Source organism: Acidiferrobacter sp. (assembly GCF_054609335.1).
In genome coordinates this window covers 48740-65208 of the sequence record NZ_JBTRWP010000004.1, presented here as the reverse complement: position 1 = coordinate 65208, position 16469 = coordinate 48740, and the positions used below count along the sequence as shown (strand labels likewise).

The following is a 16469-nucleotide window of genomic DNA, read 5'->3' as shown; positions in this document are numbered from 1 at the left end:
AGAAGGATGAGCGCGGTGCTGGAGCTTATAAAGGCGGGCGGCTTTGTCATGTGGCCGCTGTTGTTATGTTCCGTGTTGGCGATGGCGATCATAGGGGAGCGTCTGGTCGCGTTGCGCCGTGCGCGCGTGGCGCCCCCGGGGGCGGCGGCCACGGCGCGTGAATGGATCAAGCGGGGCGATATAACGCCCGAGCAATTACGGACCCTGGAGGAGGGATCGGCCTTGGGCCAGGTGCTGGCCGTAGGGCTTGTGAACAGGCGCCATTCGCGGGCAGTCGTGCGCGAGGCGATCGAGGATGCCGGGCGCCATGTGGCGTCGGAACTCGACCGGTATCTGGATGCGCTCGGCACGATTGCGGCGATCGCCCCGTTTCTCGGGCTCCTTGGCACCGTGCTCGGTATGATCCGCATGTTCTCAGGGCTCGGCGAGGCGGGTGTGGGAAACCCGGCGGTGCTCGCGACCGGTATCGCCCAGGCGCTCACGACTACCGCCACCGGCCTTGGTATCGCCATACCAAGCCTCATCTTTTATCGATACCTGCGCTCGCGCGTCAACACCCTGCTCGCAGACATGGAGCGCGAGGCCGTACGATTGGTCGAGATCCTGAAAGGCGAGCGCGAGGCGGGTTGATGCGCTTTCGCAAACGCGTACTGGAGGAACCGGAGATCAATCTCGTGCCGATGATCGACGTGTTGCTCATGACCCTCATATTTCTCATCCTGACGACGAGTTTTGCCCATGAGTCGTCGCTGAAGGTCCAGCTCCCACAGGCCCACCCGAAACAGCCGATCAAGATCCAGGGCGTGCATATCGTGATCGACAGCGCCGGCACTTTTGCGGTAGACGGCGCGGTGGTGGCGGGTACCGAGCGATCCCTGATGCGCGCGCTGGCCGCCCACGCCCATGGCCCGAACACGCCCATCATTTTGTATGCGGACCGTAATGCGCCTTACCGCGCCATCGTGCATGCCCTGGACGCGGCCCGGCGGCTTGGTCTCGGCCGAATCGTTTTTGCGACCAAGGTGCGCAAGACATCGTGACGGGATCCGGGGACGGCCTCTACCGAAGGCTGCTGCGCTATACATGGCCCTATCGTCGAAGCTTCCTGCTGGCGGTGGTCGGGATGATGGTGGGCTCGGCCACCGAGCCTGTGTTTGCCGCGCTCATGCGCCCCCTCCTGAACGGTGGTTTTGTGCACAGGAACCCAGTGAGCATGCGCCTTATGCCGATCGCGGTCGTGGGGCTGTTCCTGGTGCGCGGGGTGGCGTCGTTTGCCGCCAATTACCTGATGAACTGGGTCGGCCGGCGGGTAGTCTTCGATATTCGCGGCCAGATGTTCACGCATCTCCTTTATCTGCCGACGACCTTCTTCGACGCCCATTCCTCCGGGGTTCTCATAGCCAAACTCATCTATGACGTCGAGCAGGTGGCAAGTGCCGCCACGCGCGCCTTGTCGACGCTGGTGAAGGACAACGCCACCGTCCTCGGTCTGCTCGGATGGATGTTCTATCTGAACTGGAAGCTGACCATCGCCATCCTGGTGGCGGCGCCGGTGATCACGTGGGTGAATCGCCGCATGGGCAAGCGTTTCCGGCGCACCAGCCGTTCGATTCAAGACTCCATGGGGGCGATCTCGCATGTCGTTCAGGAGGCCGCGGACGGACACCGGGTCATAAAGACCTTTGCCGGCCAGGACGAGGCCTTGCGCGGCTTCACGCAGGCCAATGAGGCCAATCGGCGCGAGAACATGCGGCGCACGCGCGTCGCGGCCTCGGGGGTGCCGGTGGTGCAGCTGATGGCCGCATCGGCGCTGGCGTGGGTGGTGTACGCGGCGATGCGCGAGCCGCACGCGACTGTCGGCGGCTTCATGTCGTACGTGGCGGCGATGATGATGCTGCTTGCGCCCATCAAGCGGCTGACGCAGGTCAATGAGACCTTGCAGACCGGCATGGCCGCGTCGCAGAGCGTGTTTTCGTTCATCGATCAGCCGCTCGAGACCGAGACCGGGCAGCGCGTGTTGACCGATGTGCGCGGGGATGTGGCCTATCACAATGTCTCGTTTCGATATAGTCCGGAAGGTCGGAAGGCAGTCAACGAGGTGTCTTTTACCGTGCCCGCCGGGCAGACGGTGGCGTTGGTCGGCACCTCGGGGAGCGGCAAGACCACCATAGCCAATCTGCTGCCGCGCTTTTATAACGCAGAGTCCGGCTATATCACCCTAGACGGCGTGGATACGCGCGAGATCACGCTTGCCGACCTGCGCTCGCATATCGCGCTCGTAAGCCAGGAGACGGTACTGTTCGATTCGACGATCCGCGAGAACATCCTCTACGGGCACAAGGGCGTGACCGACGATGCGCGGCTCATGGAGATCGTCGAGGCGGCCCATGTCGCGGAGTTTTTGAAGGATCTCCCGCGCGGCCTGGATACGTTGGTGGGGGAGCGCGGGGTAAGGCTATCAGGCGGACAGCGTCAACGCATCGCCATTGCCCGCGCGTTGCTGAAGAATGCCCCGGTCCTGATCCTCGATGAGGCGACCGCGGCGCTCGACACCGAGTCCGAGCGGCACGTGCAAGCCGCCATGATCCGGCTCATGCAAAATCGCACGACGATCGTCATTGCGCACCGTTTATCGACGATAGAGCATGCCGACTGCATCCTCGTCATGAGCAAGGGTCGGGTCGTGGAGCGCGGGACGCATGCCGAGCTTATGGCGCAGAACAAGATGTATGCGCGACTGCACCAGATGCAGTTTCATGGCTGATCGTGTCTATGAAGGACGGCTGCTTGCAGGGGTTGTGGCGGACGTTCGCGACCGCTTGAGCGGCAATACCGCGCGCGCCAACGCCCGTCTCGGTTTGTTGCGGCCGCCGCCGGCGCGCGCGCGCCTGATATGGATCAAGTCCGATGCGCGCGAGGTGAACGGGCGGCTGGCCGCGGAGATCGCGGGCACGGTGCGCGAACGCAGCGCGGACCGGCCGATCGTCGTGACATTCGAGTATGAGCACCAAGCGATGCTCGCCCGGCTCAAGGCCATCACCAACCTCGGCTTTGCCTACGGGCCCGCGGATCGGCGCGCCGCCACGCGACGCATTCTGGAACGGCTGCGCCCGGCCTATGTGGTGGCGCTCGGCGAGGCCATGCGACCGCATCTCGCGGCCGGACTGAAGGCCGCCGGCGTGCCTTGCTGTATCGTGCATGGCCGACCTGGGGCGGCGGCCGAGGGGTGTATGGGCTTTCCGCAGACCGCGAGCGAGCAGCAGGCCTGGCGCGGTCTGGCGCATTGCGCCGCGCCCTTTTACGCACGGCTTGCCGTGGCGCAGGTGGAGCCGGTCTTTCAGGGGTTGGCCGGGGCCCATGCGCGCGCCTTGTTCTGGGTGACCGATGCCTCGCCGGCGATCGCCGCGCGCCTTGCGCAGGCCTGGCAGGCGTCCCCGGGGGGTACCCAGGATATCCTGTTTCTCGGCAGCCCGACTGCGGGCGCAAAGCGCCTGAGCGCCTGGAACGAGGATCGCCGCCCGCTCGCGCCAGGCAGCGTGGTATGGGTGGATGAGGAGCGGTTTTGGCCGGCGCTCGCGGCGAGCTGCACGGCTATCCATCTCATGATGCCGCCGGAACCCTTGTTATGGGCGGCGCTCGCGGGAGGGCGCGTGGTGAGCGCGGCGCATGTGGCGGGTCTCGACCTGCCGGGGGCGGCGCCACTCGCCGAAGTCGCGACCACCGAGCTCGTGACGTACTGGGCGTGGCTTTTGGCGAACCCCGGGGCGGCGCGCGTGGCCGCCGACGCCTTGCGACGGTATTTCTGGCAGGAGCGGCGTGCGGCCGGGGAGGCCGCCGAATCGCTGGTGGCACAGGTCTGCGCGTGCTGAGCGATCCTTGGCGGCATTGGGCTGCGACCGGTCTTTGGAGCCGGGTGTTATGGCCGGTGAGTGTCCTCTATTGCGCGCTGGCAATCTTGCGCCGGCGCCTTTATACGGCCGGCGTGCGCACCGTCCAGAGGCTTCCGGTCCCGGTCATCGTGGTCGGTAACGTGACCGTGGGCGGGACCGGAAAGACGCCTTTCGTCTTGTGGCTGTGCGCACGGCTTTCGGCCGCCGGGTTGCGCCCGGGCATCGTATTGCGCGGTTACGGGGGTCGCAACCGCGGCGTGCTGCGCGTGGACGCGCATAGCGATCCGGGGTGCGCCGGCGATGAGGCCGTACTGCTGGCGCGCCATGCCCCCGGGCCGGTCATCGCCGCCCGCGACCGGGTGGCGGGCGCACGGGCCTTGGTCGAAGTCGGGTGCGATGTGATCGTGGCGGACGATGGTCTGCAGCATTATCGTCTGGGGCGGTGTCTGGAGATCGGTATCCTCGACGGGGTGCGGCGCTTTGGAAACGGGTTGTGCCTGCCGGGGGGTCCGTTGCGCGAACCCCGCACCCGCTGGGATCGCCTGGATTTTCGCGTGACGCAGGGGCAGGCCGCGGCCGGCGAGTGGGCCATGGGGCTTACCGGCGATAGGGCCTATGCCGTCGGCGGCCACGCCGAGGTGGGGCTTGCGGATCTGCGGCGCGTGCATGCCGTGGCGGGCATCGGCCACCCGCAGCGCTTCTTTCGGGCCCTGGAGAGGTGGGGGCTCGAGGTCATTGCCCATCCGTTTCCCGACCATCATCGATATTCTGCCGAAGACCTCCAGTTCGATACGGATGATCCGGTAGTCATGACGGAAAAAGATGCGGTAAAGTGCGAATCCCTGGGACGCTCCGGGCTCTGGTATGTGCCGGTGCGGGCGGTGGTCGACGAAGAACTGGCACGTCGCGTTCTCGCCCGCCTTAAGCCGCGATCATGAACGCGGCCGGGCCTGCGCCCGGCCTTCGATCGTAGCCGGCGCGCACCTCCTGTTTTACAATGTGCCCTGATGGAGGGGAAGGATACGATATGGACAGGCGACTTTTGGAGATATTGGTATGCCCGGTTTGCAAGGGGCCATTGCGCTATCGGCGCGAGGCCGGGGAATTGGCGTGCCGCGCCTGCCGTCTGGCCTACCCGATCCGCGACGACATCCCGGTCATGCTCGAGGAAGAGGGGCGCACCTTGAACGATGAGGACCTGAAGGACCTCGGCTAGTGCACGTCATCATCCCTGCGCGTTACGGTGCGACACGGCTGCCGGGCAAGCCGTTACGGGAGGTCGCCGGACGCCCCTTGATCCTGCGCGTGCGGGAAAGGGCGATGGCAAGCGGCGCGGCGCGCGTGACCGTCGCCACCGATGATGCGCGAATCGCCGCGGTCGTGAAGGACGCCGGCGGCGAGGTCGTGATGACCGCCGCCACCCATGCCTCCGGAACCGACCGGATCGCCGAGGCCATCGCGTTGCTGGCGCTCCCCGATGAGGCCATTGTTGTCAATCTTCAGGGTGATGAACCGCTCATGCCGCCGGCACTCGTGACCGCGGTGGCGCGTGCCTTGCGCGATAATCCGCAATGGCAAATAGCGACGGCGGCGCGGCGCATGCAAGACGCGCAGGCCTTTGCGAGCCCGCATCTCGTGAAGGTGGTGTGCGAGACGAGCGGCCGCGCCCTGTACTTTTCCCGCGCACCCATCCCATGGCCGCGCGATCCGGCGATGCCGTCGGCGTTTCTTGGACATATCGGGTTGTATGCCTATCGCGCGGGCTTCGTGCGGATGTTTACCGGCTGGGGTCCGAGCGCGCTGGAGCAACGCGAGGGTCTCGAGCAGTTGCGGGCCCTGGATCACGGTGCGGCGATCGGGGTCATCGTGACGGATGCCGATCCCGGTCCTGGCGTCGACACCGAAGAGGATCTGGCGCGCGCCAACGTCCTATGGAGGCCTGCGTGATCCGGATCCGGGCGGCGGCGATCCGCGCCTATAGTAGCCGTTGGACCGCGGGCCTCATCGCCTTCGAGCTGATCGGCGCGATCCTGGTCGGATACCATTCACGAACCACGAGCCTGTGGCCGCTTTTAGCATGGCTCGGGTGCGCGCCGGTGGTGCGTTATCTCTATCTCCAGAAGCTGCATACCACCGCACCTATCGCATGGCGCGACCTCGTGCGCCGCGCGTACGGTGTGACGGCCTGGTTGGCACTGGCCGGCACCATGATCGTTTTGCTGTTCGTCGCGTTGGCGTGGATGGTCGGCCACCTTCCCGAGGTGCTCGCCTTTTGGGGCCGCTATGCCGGATATGCGGGCGTCGTCGCCGGGATCGGCCTGCTCGCGGCGGTGTTGGTCATGGCCGGCGGTGCGGCATTGTTATGGGGCGGCATGTCCATGATCGCCTATGCGCGAGCGGTGGTGGATCCGGCGCGCCGGATTCGCGAGGTCATCGTCCAGGGCGTCGCGTGCGTCTGGCAGCGCGCGCCGCTCGTGATCGGTATGAGTACCTTTCAGGGGCTGCTGGCCGTCTATGCGGTTGGTGCGCAGCTTGCCAAGCCAAGCGGTATGGTGTTCATGCCCGTGGTATGGCCGGCGATATTTTTCGCACCTGTGGCTCTCGTGTTTTTGCTGGCGCTGACCGAGTCGGGGATCCGATGGCCCGTGCAACGGACGCCCCAGGCGCCCTTATGATACGCGTGTTGTTCGTATGTCTCGGTAACATCTGCCGGTCGCCCATGGCCGAGGGTCTGTTCCGCGAACTCGTGACCCGCAAGGGGCTCGATGGGCTCATCGAAATCGATTCCGCAGGCACCCACGGCTATCACATCGGCGAACCCCCGGACGAGCGCGCCCGTCGCACCATGGCAGGCCACGGTATCGACATCGAGGGGCTCGTCGGACGCAAGGTTACTGCGGCCGATCTTCGCGATTTCGATTATGTGCTGGCCATGGACCGCGACAATCTGGCGCACCTGGAGGCCCTCGGCGGGGGCCCGCAGGCCTCGGTGCAACTGTTCCTGGATTTTGCCCGCAACACGCGGGTTCGCGACGTTCCAGACCCATATTATGGTGGGCCTGAGGGATTCGAGCGGGTCTATGCGCTGCTCGAAGAGGCCGCCCAGGGTCTACTTGCGGATATCGAGACCCGGCTTACGCGCGCCTAGAAACCCCGGGGCCAGATCGGTCCCGTAGCGCGCCGGATTATCTCCCACCAGAGGCCACCACCGATCACTGAAGGGAAGGGGTCTCTCGGTTGGTGTGCGGATGGCAGACCAAATAAGGTGCCGACGGTTTCGGTATAGAAGGCGGATATTCACCGCCCCATTTGAAGGCCGGGGCCGGTTGGCTGTGCCAACCGGTTCCCGTCTGGGCTAGGGGCAAGAAGCCCACCGGCCTTGGCCGGTGGGGTGGGTTGGGACGGTGTCACTCGTCGCTCGGTGTCTCCTGCCGTTCGGTCTCGCGCACGGGCCGCGCCTCGGGTTCCTCCGGCCGTCGTACAGCCGGTTCCTGGTGCACAGCCGGTTCCTGGTGCACAGCCGGTTCCGGCGTGGCCGGGAGCGGATGTCCGCCCCGATCCTGGACCGGCGCGGTGTCGCGCATGGGCTCGCCGGAGGGGGCCGGGGCGTCTGCCGTTGCCGTCATCTGGTTTCCGCTCGCGCTCTCCGGGCTGGCCGCTGCGGTATCCCCGCGCTCGCCGCCATGGCGGCCACGGCCGCCGCGCCGAGCCCGGTGACCGCGAGGCCGTGCCGGGCGGTCTCCCTTGTCTGCCGGGCGGTCCCCGGCGCGCTCACTGCGTTCCGCTTTCTCGGGCGCGACCTCACGCGGCCGCTCACGCGTTTCCGCGGGGGCCTTGGCCGGTGGCCGGTTGCGGCCGGTTGCGGCGCGCCGGGGCGGACGCGCGGGCCGTGCCGTGGGGGCCGCCGGGGCGGCCTCGGCAGCGGCCGGGGCTTGCGTGGGTACGGGCGCATTGCCGCCGCCCAGGAGGCGATGCAAGAAGGATCGTATCAGTCCGTTGGCGGGAGCGGGGGACGGCGGGTTCGCAGCCTCCGGTCGGGGCGGCGCAATCGGTGCCAGTTGGCCTACGGCCGGCCGCTCCATGATCGGGTTCGAGGGGCGCGAGGGTTCTTCGGGTTCGATCTCGAGCGGGATCAAATAGCTTGGCGCGATGCGCTCGGCCTCGATCTCCTCGGCCTTCAGACGTTTGATTCGGTAGTGCGGGGTTTCGAGATCGATGCTCGGAACGATCGTGATGGGCGTACCCAGACGCGATTCGATGCCGCTGATCTCATGGCGTTTCTCGTTCAGGAGAAAGGTTGCGGTGGCGAGCGGCAGGTGCACATGCAGCGCCGCCGTATTCTCCTTCATCGCCTCTTCCTGGATGAAGCGTAGGATCTGCAGCGCGGACGAGGGCACGCTCCGGATATGGCCGGTACCCTCGCAGCGCGGACAAGTCAGGCTGCTGGACTCGCCGAGCGACGGCCGTAACCGTTGGCGCGACATCTCGAGGAGCCCGAAACGGGAGATCCGTCCGACCTGTACACGCGCGCGGTCGGCCTTGAGCGCCTCGCTCAGGCGCGTTTCCACGGCACGCTGGTTGCGTGTCGGCGTCATATCGATGAAATCGATGACGATCAGGCCCCCAAGATCACGGATACGCAGCTGCCGGGCAATCTCTTCGGCGGCCTCGAGGTTGGTATTGAGCGCGGTTTCCTCGATGTCGCTCCCGCGCGTAGCGCGCGCCGAGTTGACGTCGATCGTGACCAGCGCCTCGGTGTGGTCGAATACCACCGCGCCGCCGGATTCCAGATGGACCTCGCGGGAAAATGCCGACTCGATCTGATGTTCGATCTGGTAACGCGAAAACAGCGGGATCTCATCTTCGTAGAGCTTGAGCTTGCCGACGTTCTGCGGCATGACCTGCTGCATGAATTTCAGGGCGCGTTCGTAGATATCCTGGTTGTCGATCAGGATTTCGCCGATGTCGCTGCGCAGATAATCGCGGATTGCGCGAATGACGAGGCTGCTTTCCTGATAGATCAGGAAGGCCGCCGGCTGGTCTTCGCTCGCGCGCGTGATGGCATCCCACAACTGCACCAGATAATCGAGGTCCCACTGGAGCTCTTCGACGCTCTTGCCGATGCCCGCCGTGCGGATGATGACGGAATAGTCGTCCGGCAGCTTCAGCTGGGCCATGGTGTCGCGCAGTTCGGCCCGCTCCTCCCCCTCGATGCGACGCGAGATGCCGCCGCCCTTGGGATTGTTCGGCATCAGTACCAGATAGCGACCGGCGAGGCTGATGAAAGAGGTGAGGGCCGCGCCCTTGTTGCCGCGCTCCTCCTTCTCGATCTGGACGACGATCTCCTGGCCTTCGCGGATGACGTCCTTGATGCGTACCGGACCTTGCGCGCCCTTGTTCTCGGCCCCGTTGAAATAGCTGCGCGAGATCTCCTTTAAGGGCAGGAAGCCCTGCCGCTCGGCCCCGTAGTCGACGAATGCCGCCTCGAGACTAGGTTCCACGCGAGTCACGCGCGCCTTGTAGATATTGCCTTTCTTTTGTTGATAGTTGGCCGATTCGATGTCCAGGTCGATCAATTTCTGGCCGTCGACGATCGCCACTCGCAGTTCTTCCGAGTGGGTGGCATTAAAAAGCATTCTTTTCATGAATCCTGACTCCGCCGCGTTGCGGCGCACGACCCCGGCCGTGAGGGAGGTCGGCAGTCCACGCGAGTGTGGGCGGCGAAGAAAGGGCCCGGATTAAGGGCATGAATCCGCTTTGAAACCCGTCGCTGTAGACTTTCCGCCTCCCGGGCCAGGGGGCGTACATCCGAGCACCTCTCCGGTTGGGCGAGGGGTGCGATACCCTTGTGAAGGCGACCGGCACGGTCGACCTTCGAAAATCGTTTTGTATGCAGCCGGAAAGCTTGCTAATATCGGTCGCATACGAAGGCGCACTATAGCAGCCGGGTTGCGCCCCGGCAATCTTTGGCTTCCCCTGATGTCTTGGCACGACAAGGCGGCGTCGGCGGTTCGCTTGGTGACGATAGATGCCGAGCGATCCGGGCAACGCCTGGATAATTTTCTTCTGGCGGTCCTAAAGGGCGTTCCCCGAACGCATATCTATCGGATTGTCCGCAAAGGCGAGATCCGCATCAATAAGGGTCGGCGTAAGGCGGATTATCGCCTGCAGGTCGGTGATGTCGTGCGTATCCCCCCGATAGACGTCAAGGCGCCGCCGCCACCGGCCCCGGATCTCGCGTGGCTCGCCGATCTCATTCTGTTCGAGGACGACTGGCTGCTGGTGCTGGATAAGCCCTCCGGGATGGCGGTGCATGGCGGGTCCGGCCTGTCTTTCGGGGTCATCGAGGCATTGCGCGCGCTACGTCCGGCGGCCCGCGGCCTGGAACTCGTGCATCGGCTCGATCGCGCGACATCCGGCTGCCTCTTGATCGCCAAGCGGCGCTCGGCGCTTCGGGGCCTGCACGAGTCTTTGCGCTCCGGACACTTTGGCAAACACTACGTCGCGCTCCTGCAGGGCGTATGGGCGGGCGGCGCACGCACCGTGGACGCGCCGCTCTTGCGCCGCGAGACCGGCGAGCGGCGGGTGGTCGTGGATGCCGCCGGCAAGCCCGCGCAGACGCACTTTGCGCCGCGCCGGCGCTTTCGCGATGCCACCTTGACCGACGTCCGCCTAGGCACCGGGCGCACGCACCAGGTCCGCGTGCATGCCGCGTATCTCGGGAACGCGGTGGCCGGCGACGAGCGCTACGGGGACCCCAAGGCCGCGGGCGTATGGAAACAGAGGGGTCTTGCGCGGCTGTTTTTGCATGCCGCGCGTCTGTCGTTCCCGCATCCGGCCACGGGCCAGACCGTGGATATCGAATCGCCGCTGCCAAAGGATCTCGTGCGGGTACTGGAGTCGCTTGATGGGTAAGGCGTACGAACTTCTGATCTTTGATTGGGACGGGACCCTCATGGATTCCGCGGAGCGTATCGTGCGCTGCTTTCAGGCCGCGGCGCACGACTGTGGGTGGCGCACGCTGACCGACGAGGCGATCCGCAAGACCATAGGCCTTGGGGCCGCCGAGGCCCTGGCGCGGCTCTTGCCCGGGGAGGCGATCGCTCGGCGCCAGGCGATCGCCAGCCGTTACCGCGAGCATTTTCTGCGCTTGAATGACACGCCCACGCCGCTTTTTCCAGGGGTCGCAGCCGGGCTCAAGGACCTCCACGCGCGTGGCTACCGGATGGCGGTGGCGACCGGCAAGTCACGGATCGGCCTGGATGCGGCCCTTGAGGAAAGCCGGATGCGTGCGCTGTTTTGCACGACACGCTCAGCCGACGAGACGCGCTCCAAGCCCGACCCGCTCATGCTCCACGAGATATTGGCGGAGACCGGGGTAGAGGCCGCGGAGGCGCTCATGATCGGCGATACGAGCTACGATATCGAGATGGCTGCGCGCGCCGGCATTGACAGTGTGGCGGTGACCTATGGGGTCCACGATCCCGCGGAATTGCGCATTCATGAGCCGCGGTTGTGCGTCCAGACCTTTCCGGAACTGTGCGCATGGCTGTCCTAGTCGTGTGCCGAAGCGATGGCCTGGAGGATGGCGGTCCCGGGCGGCGGTTTGCGCTAAAGTCCGAGGATGAGGCCTTCGTCATACGCCATCACGGGGTGGTGCATGCCTATCGCAACCACTGCCCGCACCGCGGTCTGGAGCTCGATTGGCAGGAAGGGCGATTCTTTGATTCCGGAGGCGAGATCCTGGTGTGTTCCGTGCACGGGGCGCGCTATGATCCGGCCGACGGCCGCTGCCTGGGTGGGCCGTGCCGGAATCAGGGCCTCGCGGCCCTGACCTGCCGGGAACAAGAGGGGATGGTGGTCGTGGAGGAGGCGGGCGATGAGTGATGATAACGACGAGCAGCGCGATGGGGGGCACGACGGGCGATCGGACCGGGACGATCGCTTGGGGCTTAAGGAAGACTGGGCGCGCGCGACGCTCGAGAAACTTGCGTTCGCGGCCTTGCACGAACAGCGGCGCAGCCGTCGCTGGACGCTGGCCTTCCGTTTTCTGGTCATCACCTTAATCGTGGCACTGTTTTTGAGCTACGAGGGGGCGCAGATGCGCGCCACCGGGCTTGCCGGGCGGTTTACCGCGCTGGTACGCATGGACGGCACCATTCAGGAGGGCGGTCCGGCCAGCGCCCGCCCGATCGACGCCGCCTTGCGCCATGCCTTCGCCGCGCATCCGGCGGGTGTGATCCTCGATGTCGACAGCCCCGGCGGCAGTCCGGTGCAGGCAAGCGACATCAACGCCGAGATCTGGCGGTTGCGGGCGCGCTATCCGCACACCCCGGTGTACGCTGTGGTCCAAGACCTGTGTGCCTCCGGTTGTTATTATGTGGCGGTGGCTACCGACCGGATTTATGCCAACCCCGCAAGCCTGGTCGGCTCGGTCGGCGTGCTTATGGACGGGTTCGGCTACACGCGGCTCATGCATAAGATCGGTGTCACGCGGCGGCTTTTGGTGGCCGGCGCCAACAAGGACTTCCTGGACCCGTTCTCGCCGCTCACCAAGGCCCACAAGGCGTTTGCCGAGAAGATGCTGGCGCAGATCCACGCGCAGTTCATTCAGGCCGTGAAAAAGGGCCGGGGGGCACGCCTGCGTCCGCATCCCGGACTCTTCAGTGGTTTGATATGGACGGGCTATCGCGCCCGCCAATTGGGTCTGATCGATGGATTCGGGACTGTCGGGCAGGTAGCCCGGCATCTCTTCAACGCACCTCGTATCGTCGATTTTTCACCGAAGGAGGGGCTTGTGACCCGTTTTGCCCAGCATCTGGGCGCGACCATGAGCCAGACCTTCGTGGCCCAGTGGTTGTCCCCTTTGCCGCATGTGCAGTGAGCCGTGAAGCGGATATTGATCAGCAACGATGACGGATATATGGCCGCCGGCCTCGGATGCCTCGCTGCGCATCTCGCACGCACCGCCGAGGTCACCGTGGTGGCGCCGGATCGTGACCGCAGCGGGGCGAGCAATTCGCTCACCCTGTTGCGGCCGTTGCGCGTGGCACGCGCCGCCAACGGGTTTTTCTTTGTCGATGGCACGCCCACCGACTGCGTGCATGTCGCTATCACCGGGCTCCTTGAGCACGAGCCTGATATCGTCATCGCCGGCATCAATCACGGTGGCAATCTCGGCGATGACGTCTTGTATTCCGGAACGGTGGCGGCGGCCATGGAGGGCCGGTTTCTCGGCTTGCCGTCCGTTGCCGTGTCGCTGGCCTCGCCCAATCCGGTGCATTTCCCGACCGCGGCGGCGGTCATCGAACGCCTGCTTGCGTCATTGACGCCCGAGACCATGCCCGCGGACACGGTGCTGAACGTAAACGTGCCCGATGTCGCCTATGGCGATCTGCGCGGCTTCGAGGCGACCCGTCTCGGGCATCGCCATAAGGCGGAGCCGGTGATTGCCGCGCACGATCCCCGGGGGCGCCCGATCTATTGGGTGGGGCCGCCGGGCAGCGCCGATGACGCCGGCCCGGGCACCGATTTTCATGCCATCGCCGCGGGCTATGTCTCGATCACGCCCCTGCATGCCGATCTCACCCGCCACAACACCCTTGAGGCCCTGAAGGCCTGGTGCCGGGAGACATTGTGAGCGCGGAATCGCGCGCCGGCGCCGGCATGACCTCGGCGCGTACCCGCGAGCGCCTCATAGGGCGGCTGCGCGAGCAGGGCATACGCGATGAGGAGACCCTTGCGGCCCTGTCGGCGGTCCCCAGGCACCTCTTTGTCGACGAGGCCTTGGCAAGCCGCGCCTACGAGGATACGGCCCTGCCGATAGGGCACGGTCAGACCATCTCCCAGCCCTACATCGTGGCGCGCATGACCGCGGCACTGCGCGCCTCGGGACCGCTCGAGAGGGTGTTGGAGATCGGGACCGGTTCCGGATACCAGGCCGCGGTGCTGGCGCGGCTTGCCGGTCATCTCTATACGGTGGAGCGCATAGCGGGCCTAGTGCGCACCGCGCGTCAGCGCTTCCAGATGCTGCGGCTTGCCAATATCAGCGTCCGTCACGCCGATGGTTGCGAGGGCTGGCCGGAAGAGGCGCCGTTCGATGCCATCATTGTGACCGCTGCGGCGCGTACGGTCCCGACCCCGCTCTTTAGTCAGCTAAAGGAGGGTGGGCGTCTTATGGTACCGGTGGGTGGGGACGGGCAGGAACTCCTATTGTATCGTCGGCGCGGCACGGCCGTGTCCTTTGAGCGCCTCGAAGCGGTCAATTTCGTGCCGCTGCTCCCTGGCGGAATCGTGTAAGGATGCGCCGCGCCCTGCTCGTTGGGTGCATGCTCGCGCTGCTCGCCGGGTGCGTGGCCCGCATCCCCGCGCCTATCCATAACGACGGCATGGCACTGGCCGGGGGTCGCGGCTATTACCGGGTCCTGCCGGGGGACACCCTCTATAGTATCGCCTTCGAGACCGGCCACGACTACCGGACCCTGGCCCGCTGGAACCATATCCCGGCACCCTACCGCATAGAAGTGGGGGAGCGCTTGAGATTAAGCGCGCCGCGGCGTGACAGGGTCGCACCGCCGCCTGCAGGAAGGCCTGTCAGGCCCCCTTCAAGACCTCTTTCGATGCCGCTCGCGCAGCGCGTGCCAAGCCGGCCGGCGCAACCGCGGATGCGTGTGTCTGCGGTGCACTGGATATGGCCGGCACGTGGGGCGGTCAAAGAGACCTTCGGGCGCGGCCCATTGAGCGGTCGCCCGGGCAATCGCGGCATCGATATCCTCGGGCGGCCTGGGGAGCCGGTACGCGCCGCTGCCGCCGGGCGAGTCGTCTATCGCGGCAGTAGACTTCCTGGTTACGGTAAGCTTATTATCATTAAAGAAAATAATGAGTACCTAAGTGCGTATGCGCATAATGCGCGCATTAAGGTCGAGGAGGGGGCGATGGTGCGGCAAGGCGAGGTGATCGCCGTTATGGGGGACAGCGGTACCGACCGTGTGGAGCTCGAGTTCGAGATCCGCCGGCGCGGAATTCCGGTGGACCCCCTGCGCTATCTGCCCGTACGACACCACTAGCGAGAAAAGAGGTGCAACCGCTCATGGTCGAATCGGAACTGGACGAGAATACAGTAGAGGCACCGGAGCCGGAAGCTCTTGAGGGGACGGACACAGAGGAGGCCTTGGAGGGGGCCGGTGACGGGGCGGCGACGGCCGAGGGTGCCCCGGAGCGCGAAAGCGAGGACACGGCCGGTCCGCAGGCCGATGCCACACAGCTCTACCTGCGCGAGATCGGATTTTCGCCGTTGCTCACGGCCGAGGAAGAGGTCTATTACGCGCGCAAGGCCTTGCAAGGCGACACGTCGGCGCGCCATCACATGATCGAATGCAACCTGCGGCTCGTGGTGAAGATCGCGCGCCGCTACATGAATCGCGGACTGGCCTTGCTCGACCTGATCGAGGAAGGCAATCTTGGACTCATACGCGCCGTCGAGAAATTCGATCCCGAGCGCGGCTTCCGATTTTCGACCTACGCCACATGGTGGATTCGGCAAACGATCGAGCGCGGGATCATGAACCAGACGCGCACGATACGCCTGCCGGTCCATATCTTGAAGGAGATCAACATCTACATGCGGGCCGCCCGCCATCTGGCCCAGAAGCTCGACCACGAACCCACGCCTGAGGAAGTGGCGCTCCTGCTCGACAAACCGATCGCCGATGTCCGCGCCATGATGGGTTTGAACGAGCGCATCGCCTCGGTCGACGCGCCCCGCGACATCGACCCCGACCGCTCACTGCTCGATGCCATCGCCGATGACAAGACCGCGAACCCGGAGAAGATCCTGCAAGACGAGGACCTCCATGGTCAGATCGCGGCATGGCTCTCGGAGTTGAACGAGAAGCAGCGCGAGGTAGTGGAGCGGCGCTTCGGCCTGAACGGTCGCGATGTCTCGACCCTGGAGCAGGTGGGCGCGGATATCGGCGTGACGCGCGAACGCGTCCGCCAGATCCAGGTGGAGGCCTTGCGGCGCCTGCGCGGCATGCTCGAAAGGGGCGGTTACTCGATGGACGCGCTTTTTTAGGCGCTCATCGCGGTCCTGGCGATAGCGCCGGTTCGGGCGGGGGGTCTGCGAGCAGCAGGCCGGCAGCCACCCGGCGCCCCTCGCTCATGAGGAGATTGTAGGTCCGGCAGGCGGCGGCGGTGTCCATGCATTCGACACCGATCCGGGCGTGCATAAACGGGGCGAGCCATGCCGGAGGCGGGAAACGCAGCACGCCGCCGGTGCCGAGCAGGATGATCTCCGGAGCGCCCGCGGCGAGTTCCGCGAGACTCGCGGCATCGAGCTCCCCGAAATGCCGGGGACGCCAATCCGGGACCACCTCGTCTGGCATGAGAATGACGCTGTGTTCGTAGACGAGGTCGTCGATGCGCAGTCGGCCCGGGTCGTAACCCCGAATGAGGCGCCGCCCGTCGCCGGTATCCAGGTGAATCTTCACGAAAGTCCTCCGATCGACATTGACAGGGCGGCGGTTCGCCCGTATGTTCGCGGTTCAAACGGCCGTGGTTGGCGCGCCGCTCTTCTCACGG

Annotated in this window: 19 protein-coding genes; 17 read left to right on the top strand and 2 right to left on the bottom strand. The window is 65.6% G+C overall.

Annotated features, from left to right (window positions below):
• Window positions 1-15 precede the first annotated feature (15 nt).
• The 9 genes from ACYCTF_RS01860 to ACYCTF_RS01820 all read left to right on the top strand — a co-directional run bounded on the left by ACYCTF_RS01860 (window position 16) and on the right by ACYCTF_RS01820 (window position 7038).
• Window positions 16-630, top strand: a complete 615-nt coding sequence (locus tag ACYCTF_RS01860; protein WP_065970464.1) for a MotA/TolQ/ExbB proton channel family protein — start codon at window positions 16-18, stop codon at window positions 628-630.
• Complete coding sequence (locus ACYCTF_RS01855; RefSeq protein WP_461284478.1) at window positions 630-1040, top strand: ExbD/TolR family protein; 411 nt, start codon at window positions 630-632, stop codon at window positions 1038-1040. The genes ACYCTF_RS01860 and ACYCTF_RS01855 overlap by 1 nt, the downstream gene beginning before the upstream one ends.
• Complete coding sequence (gene msbA, locus ACYCTF_RS01850; RefSeq protein ID WP_461284477.1) at window positions 1037-2764, top strand: lipid A export permease/ATP-binding protein MsbA; 1728 nt, start codon at window positions 1037-1039, stop codon at window positions 2762-2764. The genes ACYCTF_RS01855 and msbA overlap by 4 nt, the downstream gene beginning before the upstream one ends.
• The gene (locus tag ACYCTF_RS01845) at window positions 2757-3869 is read left to right on the top strand and encodes a glycosyltransferase N-terminal domain-containing protein (protein ID WP_461284476.1); all 1113 of its coding nucleotides are present in this window, start codon (window positions 2757-2759) and stop codon (window positions 3867-3869) included. Before msbA ends, ACYCTF_RS01845 begins: the two co-directional genes overlap by 8 nt.
• On the top strand, window positions 3863-4828 hold the full coding sequence (gene lpxK / locus ACYCTF_RS01840; RefSeq protein ID WP_461284475.1) for a tetraacyldisaccharide 4'-kinase: 966 nt from the start codon (window positions 3863-3865) through the stop codon (window positions 4826-4828). The genes ACYCTF_RS01845 and lpxK overlap by 7 nt, the downstream gene beginning before the upstream one ends.
• An 89-nt stretch (window positions 4829-4917) precedes the next feature.
• The gene (locus tag ACYCTF_RS01835) at window positions 4918-5106 is read left to right on the top strand and encodes a Trm112 family protein (protein WP_065970395.1); all 189 of its coding nucleotides are present in this window, start codon (window positions 4918-4920) and stop codon (window positions 5104-5106) included.
• Window positions 5106-5837, top strand: a complete 732-nt coding sequence (gene kdsB / locus ACYCTF_RS01830) for a 3-deoxy-manno-octulosonate cytidylyltransferase (RefSeq protein WP_461284474.1) — start codon at window positions 5106-5108, stop codon at window positions 5835-5837. The genes ACYCTF_RS01835 and kdsB overlap by 1 nt, the downstream gene beginning before the upstream one ends.
• Window positions 5834-6565, top strand: coding sequence for a hypothetical protein (locus ACYCTF_RS01825; RefSeq protein WP_461284473.1), 732 nt, complete (start codon window positions 5834-5836; stop codon window positions 6563-6565). The genes kdsB and ACYCTF_RS01825 overlap by 4 nt, the downstream gene beginning before the upstream one ends.
• Entirely contained in the window at window positions 6562-7038 is a 477-nt protein-coding gene (locus tag ACYCTF_RS01820; protein WP_461284472.1) for a low molecular weight protein-tyrosine-phosphatase, read from the top strand. Before ACYCTF_RS01825 ends, ACYCTF_RS01820 begins: the two co-directional genes overlap by 4 nt.
• A 259-nt stretch (window positions 7039-7297) precedes the next feature.
• On the opposite strand, the gene ACYCTF_RS01815 is transcribed toward ACYCTF_RS01820, so the two are convergent.
• On the bottom strand, window positions 7298-9535 hold the full coding sequence (locus tag ACYCTF_RS01815) for an Rne/Rng family ribonuclease (RefSeq protein WP_461284471.1): 2238 nt from the start codon (window positions 9533-9535) through the stop codon (window positions 7298-7300).
• Between the two features lie 334 nt (window positions 9536-9869).
• Between ACYCTF_RS01815 and ACYCTF_RS01810 the strand changes: the two genes are divergently transcribed.
• Genes ACYCTF_RS01810 through rpoS form a run of 8 tightly spaced genes read left to right on the top strand, consistent with a single transcriptional unit; the run spans window position 9870 to window position 15963 of the window.
• Window positions 9870-10805: an RluA family pseudouridine synthase gene (locus tag ACYCTF_RS01810; RefSeq protein WP_461284470.1), complete on the top strand. Its 936-nt coding sequence runs from the start codon at window positions 9870-9872 to the stop codon at window positions 10803-10805.
• Complete coding sequence (locus tag ACYCTF_RS01805; protein ID WP_461284469.1) at window positions 10798-11448, top strand: HAD family hydrolase; 651 nt, start codon at window positions 10798-10800, stop codon at window positions 11446-11448. Before ACYCTF_RS01810 ends, ACYCTF_RS01805 begins: the two co-directional genes overlap by 8 nt.
• Complete coding sequence (locus ACYCTF_RS01800; RefSeq protein WP_461284468.1) at window positions 11436-11777, top strand: Rieske (2Fe-2S) protein; 342 nt, start codon at window positions 11436-11438, stop codon at window positions 11775-11777. The genes ACYCTF_RS01805 and ACYCTF_RS01800 overlap by 13 nt, the downstream gene beginning before the upstream one ends.
• Window positions 11770-12774 (top strand): S49 family peptidase, encoded by a 1005-nt coding sequence (locus ACYCTF_RS01795; protein WP_461284467.1) that lies wholly within the window; start codon window positions 11770-11772, stop codon window positions 12772-12774. Before ACYCTF_RS01800 ends, ACYCTF_RS01795 begins: the two co-directional genes overlap by 8 nt.
• 3 nt (window positions 12775-12777) lie before the next feature.
• Window positions 12778-13530 (top strand): 5'/3'-nucleotidase SurE, encoded by a 753-nt coding sequence (surE, locus tag ACYCTF_RS01790; RefSeq protein WP_461284466.1) that lies wholly within the window; start codon window positions 12778-12780, stop codon window positions 13528-13530.
• Window positions 13531-13556: 26 nt separating this feature from the next.
• Window positions 13557-14189: a protein-L-isoaspartate(D-aspartate) O-methyltransferase gene (locus tag ACYCTF_RS01785; protein WP_461284505.1), complete on the top strand. Its 633-nt coding sequence runs from the start codon at window positions 13557-13559 to the stop codon at window positions 14187-14189.
• 2 nt (window positions 14190-14191) lie between these two features.
• Complete coding sequence (locus ACYCTF_RS01780) at window positions 14192-14956, top strand: peptidoglycan DD-metalloendopeptidase family protein (RefSeq protein ID WP_461284465.1); 765 nt, start codon at window positions 14192-14194, stop codon at window positions 14954-14956.
• A gap of 23 nt (window positions 14957-14979) precedes the next feature.
• A complete protein-coding gene (gene rpoS, locus ACYCTF_RS01775) occupies window positions 14980-15963 on the top strand; it encodes an RNA polymerase sigma factor RpoS (protein WP_461284464.1) in 984 nt (327 codons plus the stop codon).
• A 4-nt stretch (window positions 15964-15967) separates the two neighbouring features.
• On the opposite strand, the gene ACYCTF_RS01770 is transcribed toward rpoS, so the two are convergent.
• Window positions 15968-16378: an Mth938-like domain-containing protein gene (locus ACYCTF_RS01770; protein WP_461284463.1), complete on the bottom strand. Its 411-nt coding sequence runs from the start codon at window positions 16376-16378 to the stop codon at window positions 15968-15970.
• Window positions 16379-16469: the final 91 nt, after the last annotated feature.

What these genes read in the sequence shown, in the direction of transcription:
- ACYCTF_RS01785 (WP_461284505.1), top strand. Translation starts at nt 13,557, where the DNA reads ATGACCTCGGCGCGTACCCGCGAGCGCCTCATAGGGCGGCTGCGCGAG.
- ACYCTF_RS01855 (WP_461284478.1), top strand. Translation starts at nt 630, where the DNA reads ATGCGCTTTCGCAAACGCGTACTGGAGGAACCGGAGATCAATCTCGTG.
- ACYCTF_RS01800 (WP_461284468.1), top strand. Translation starts at nt 11,436, where the DNA reads ATGGCTGTCCTAGTCGTGTGCCGAAGCGATGGCCTGGAGGATGGCGGT.
- ACYCTF_RS01835 (WP_065970395.1), top strand. Translation starts at nt 4,918, where the DNA reads ATGGACAGGCGACTTTTGGAGATATTGGTATGCCCGGTTTGCAAGGGG.
- ACYCTF_RS01795 (WP_461284467.1), top strand. Translation starts at nt 11,770, where the DNA reads ATGAGTGATGATAACGACGAGCAGCGCGATGGGGGGCACGACGGGCGA.
- ACYCTF_RS01810 (WP_461284470.1), top strand. Translation starts at nt 9,870, where the DNA reads ATGTCTTGGCACGACAAGGCGGCGTCGGCGGTTCGCTTGGTGACGATA.
- rpoS (WP_461284464.1), top strand. Translation starts at nt 14,980, where the DNA reads ATGGTCGAATCGGAACTGGACGAGAATACAGTAGAGGCACCGGAGCCG.
- ACYCTF_RS01805 (WP_461284469.1), top strand. Translation starts at nt 10,798, where the DNA reads ATGGGTAAGGCGTACGAACTTCTGATCTTTGATTGGGACGGGACCCTC.
- ACYCTF_RS01820 (WP_461284472.1), top strand. Translation starts at nt 6,562, where the DNA reads ATGATACGCGTGTTGTTCGTATGTCTCGGTAACATCTGCCGGTCGCCC.
- ACYCTF_RS01780 (WP_461284465.1), top strand. Translation starts at nt 14,192, where the DNA reads ATGCGCCGCGCCCTGCTCGTTGGGTGCATGCTCGCGCTGCTCGCCGGG.
- ACYCTF_RS01845 (WP_461284476.1), top strand. Translation starts at nt 2,757, where the DNA reads ATGGCTGATCGTGTCTATGAAGGACGGCTGCTTGCAGGGGTTGTGGCG.
- ACYCTF_RS01815 (WP_461284471.1), bottom strand. Translation starts at nt 9,535, where the DNA reads ATGAAAAGAATGCTTTTTAATGCCACCCACTCGGAAGAACTGCGAGTG.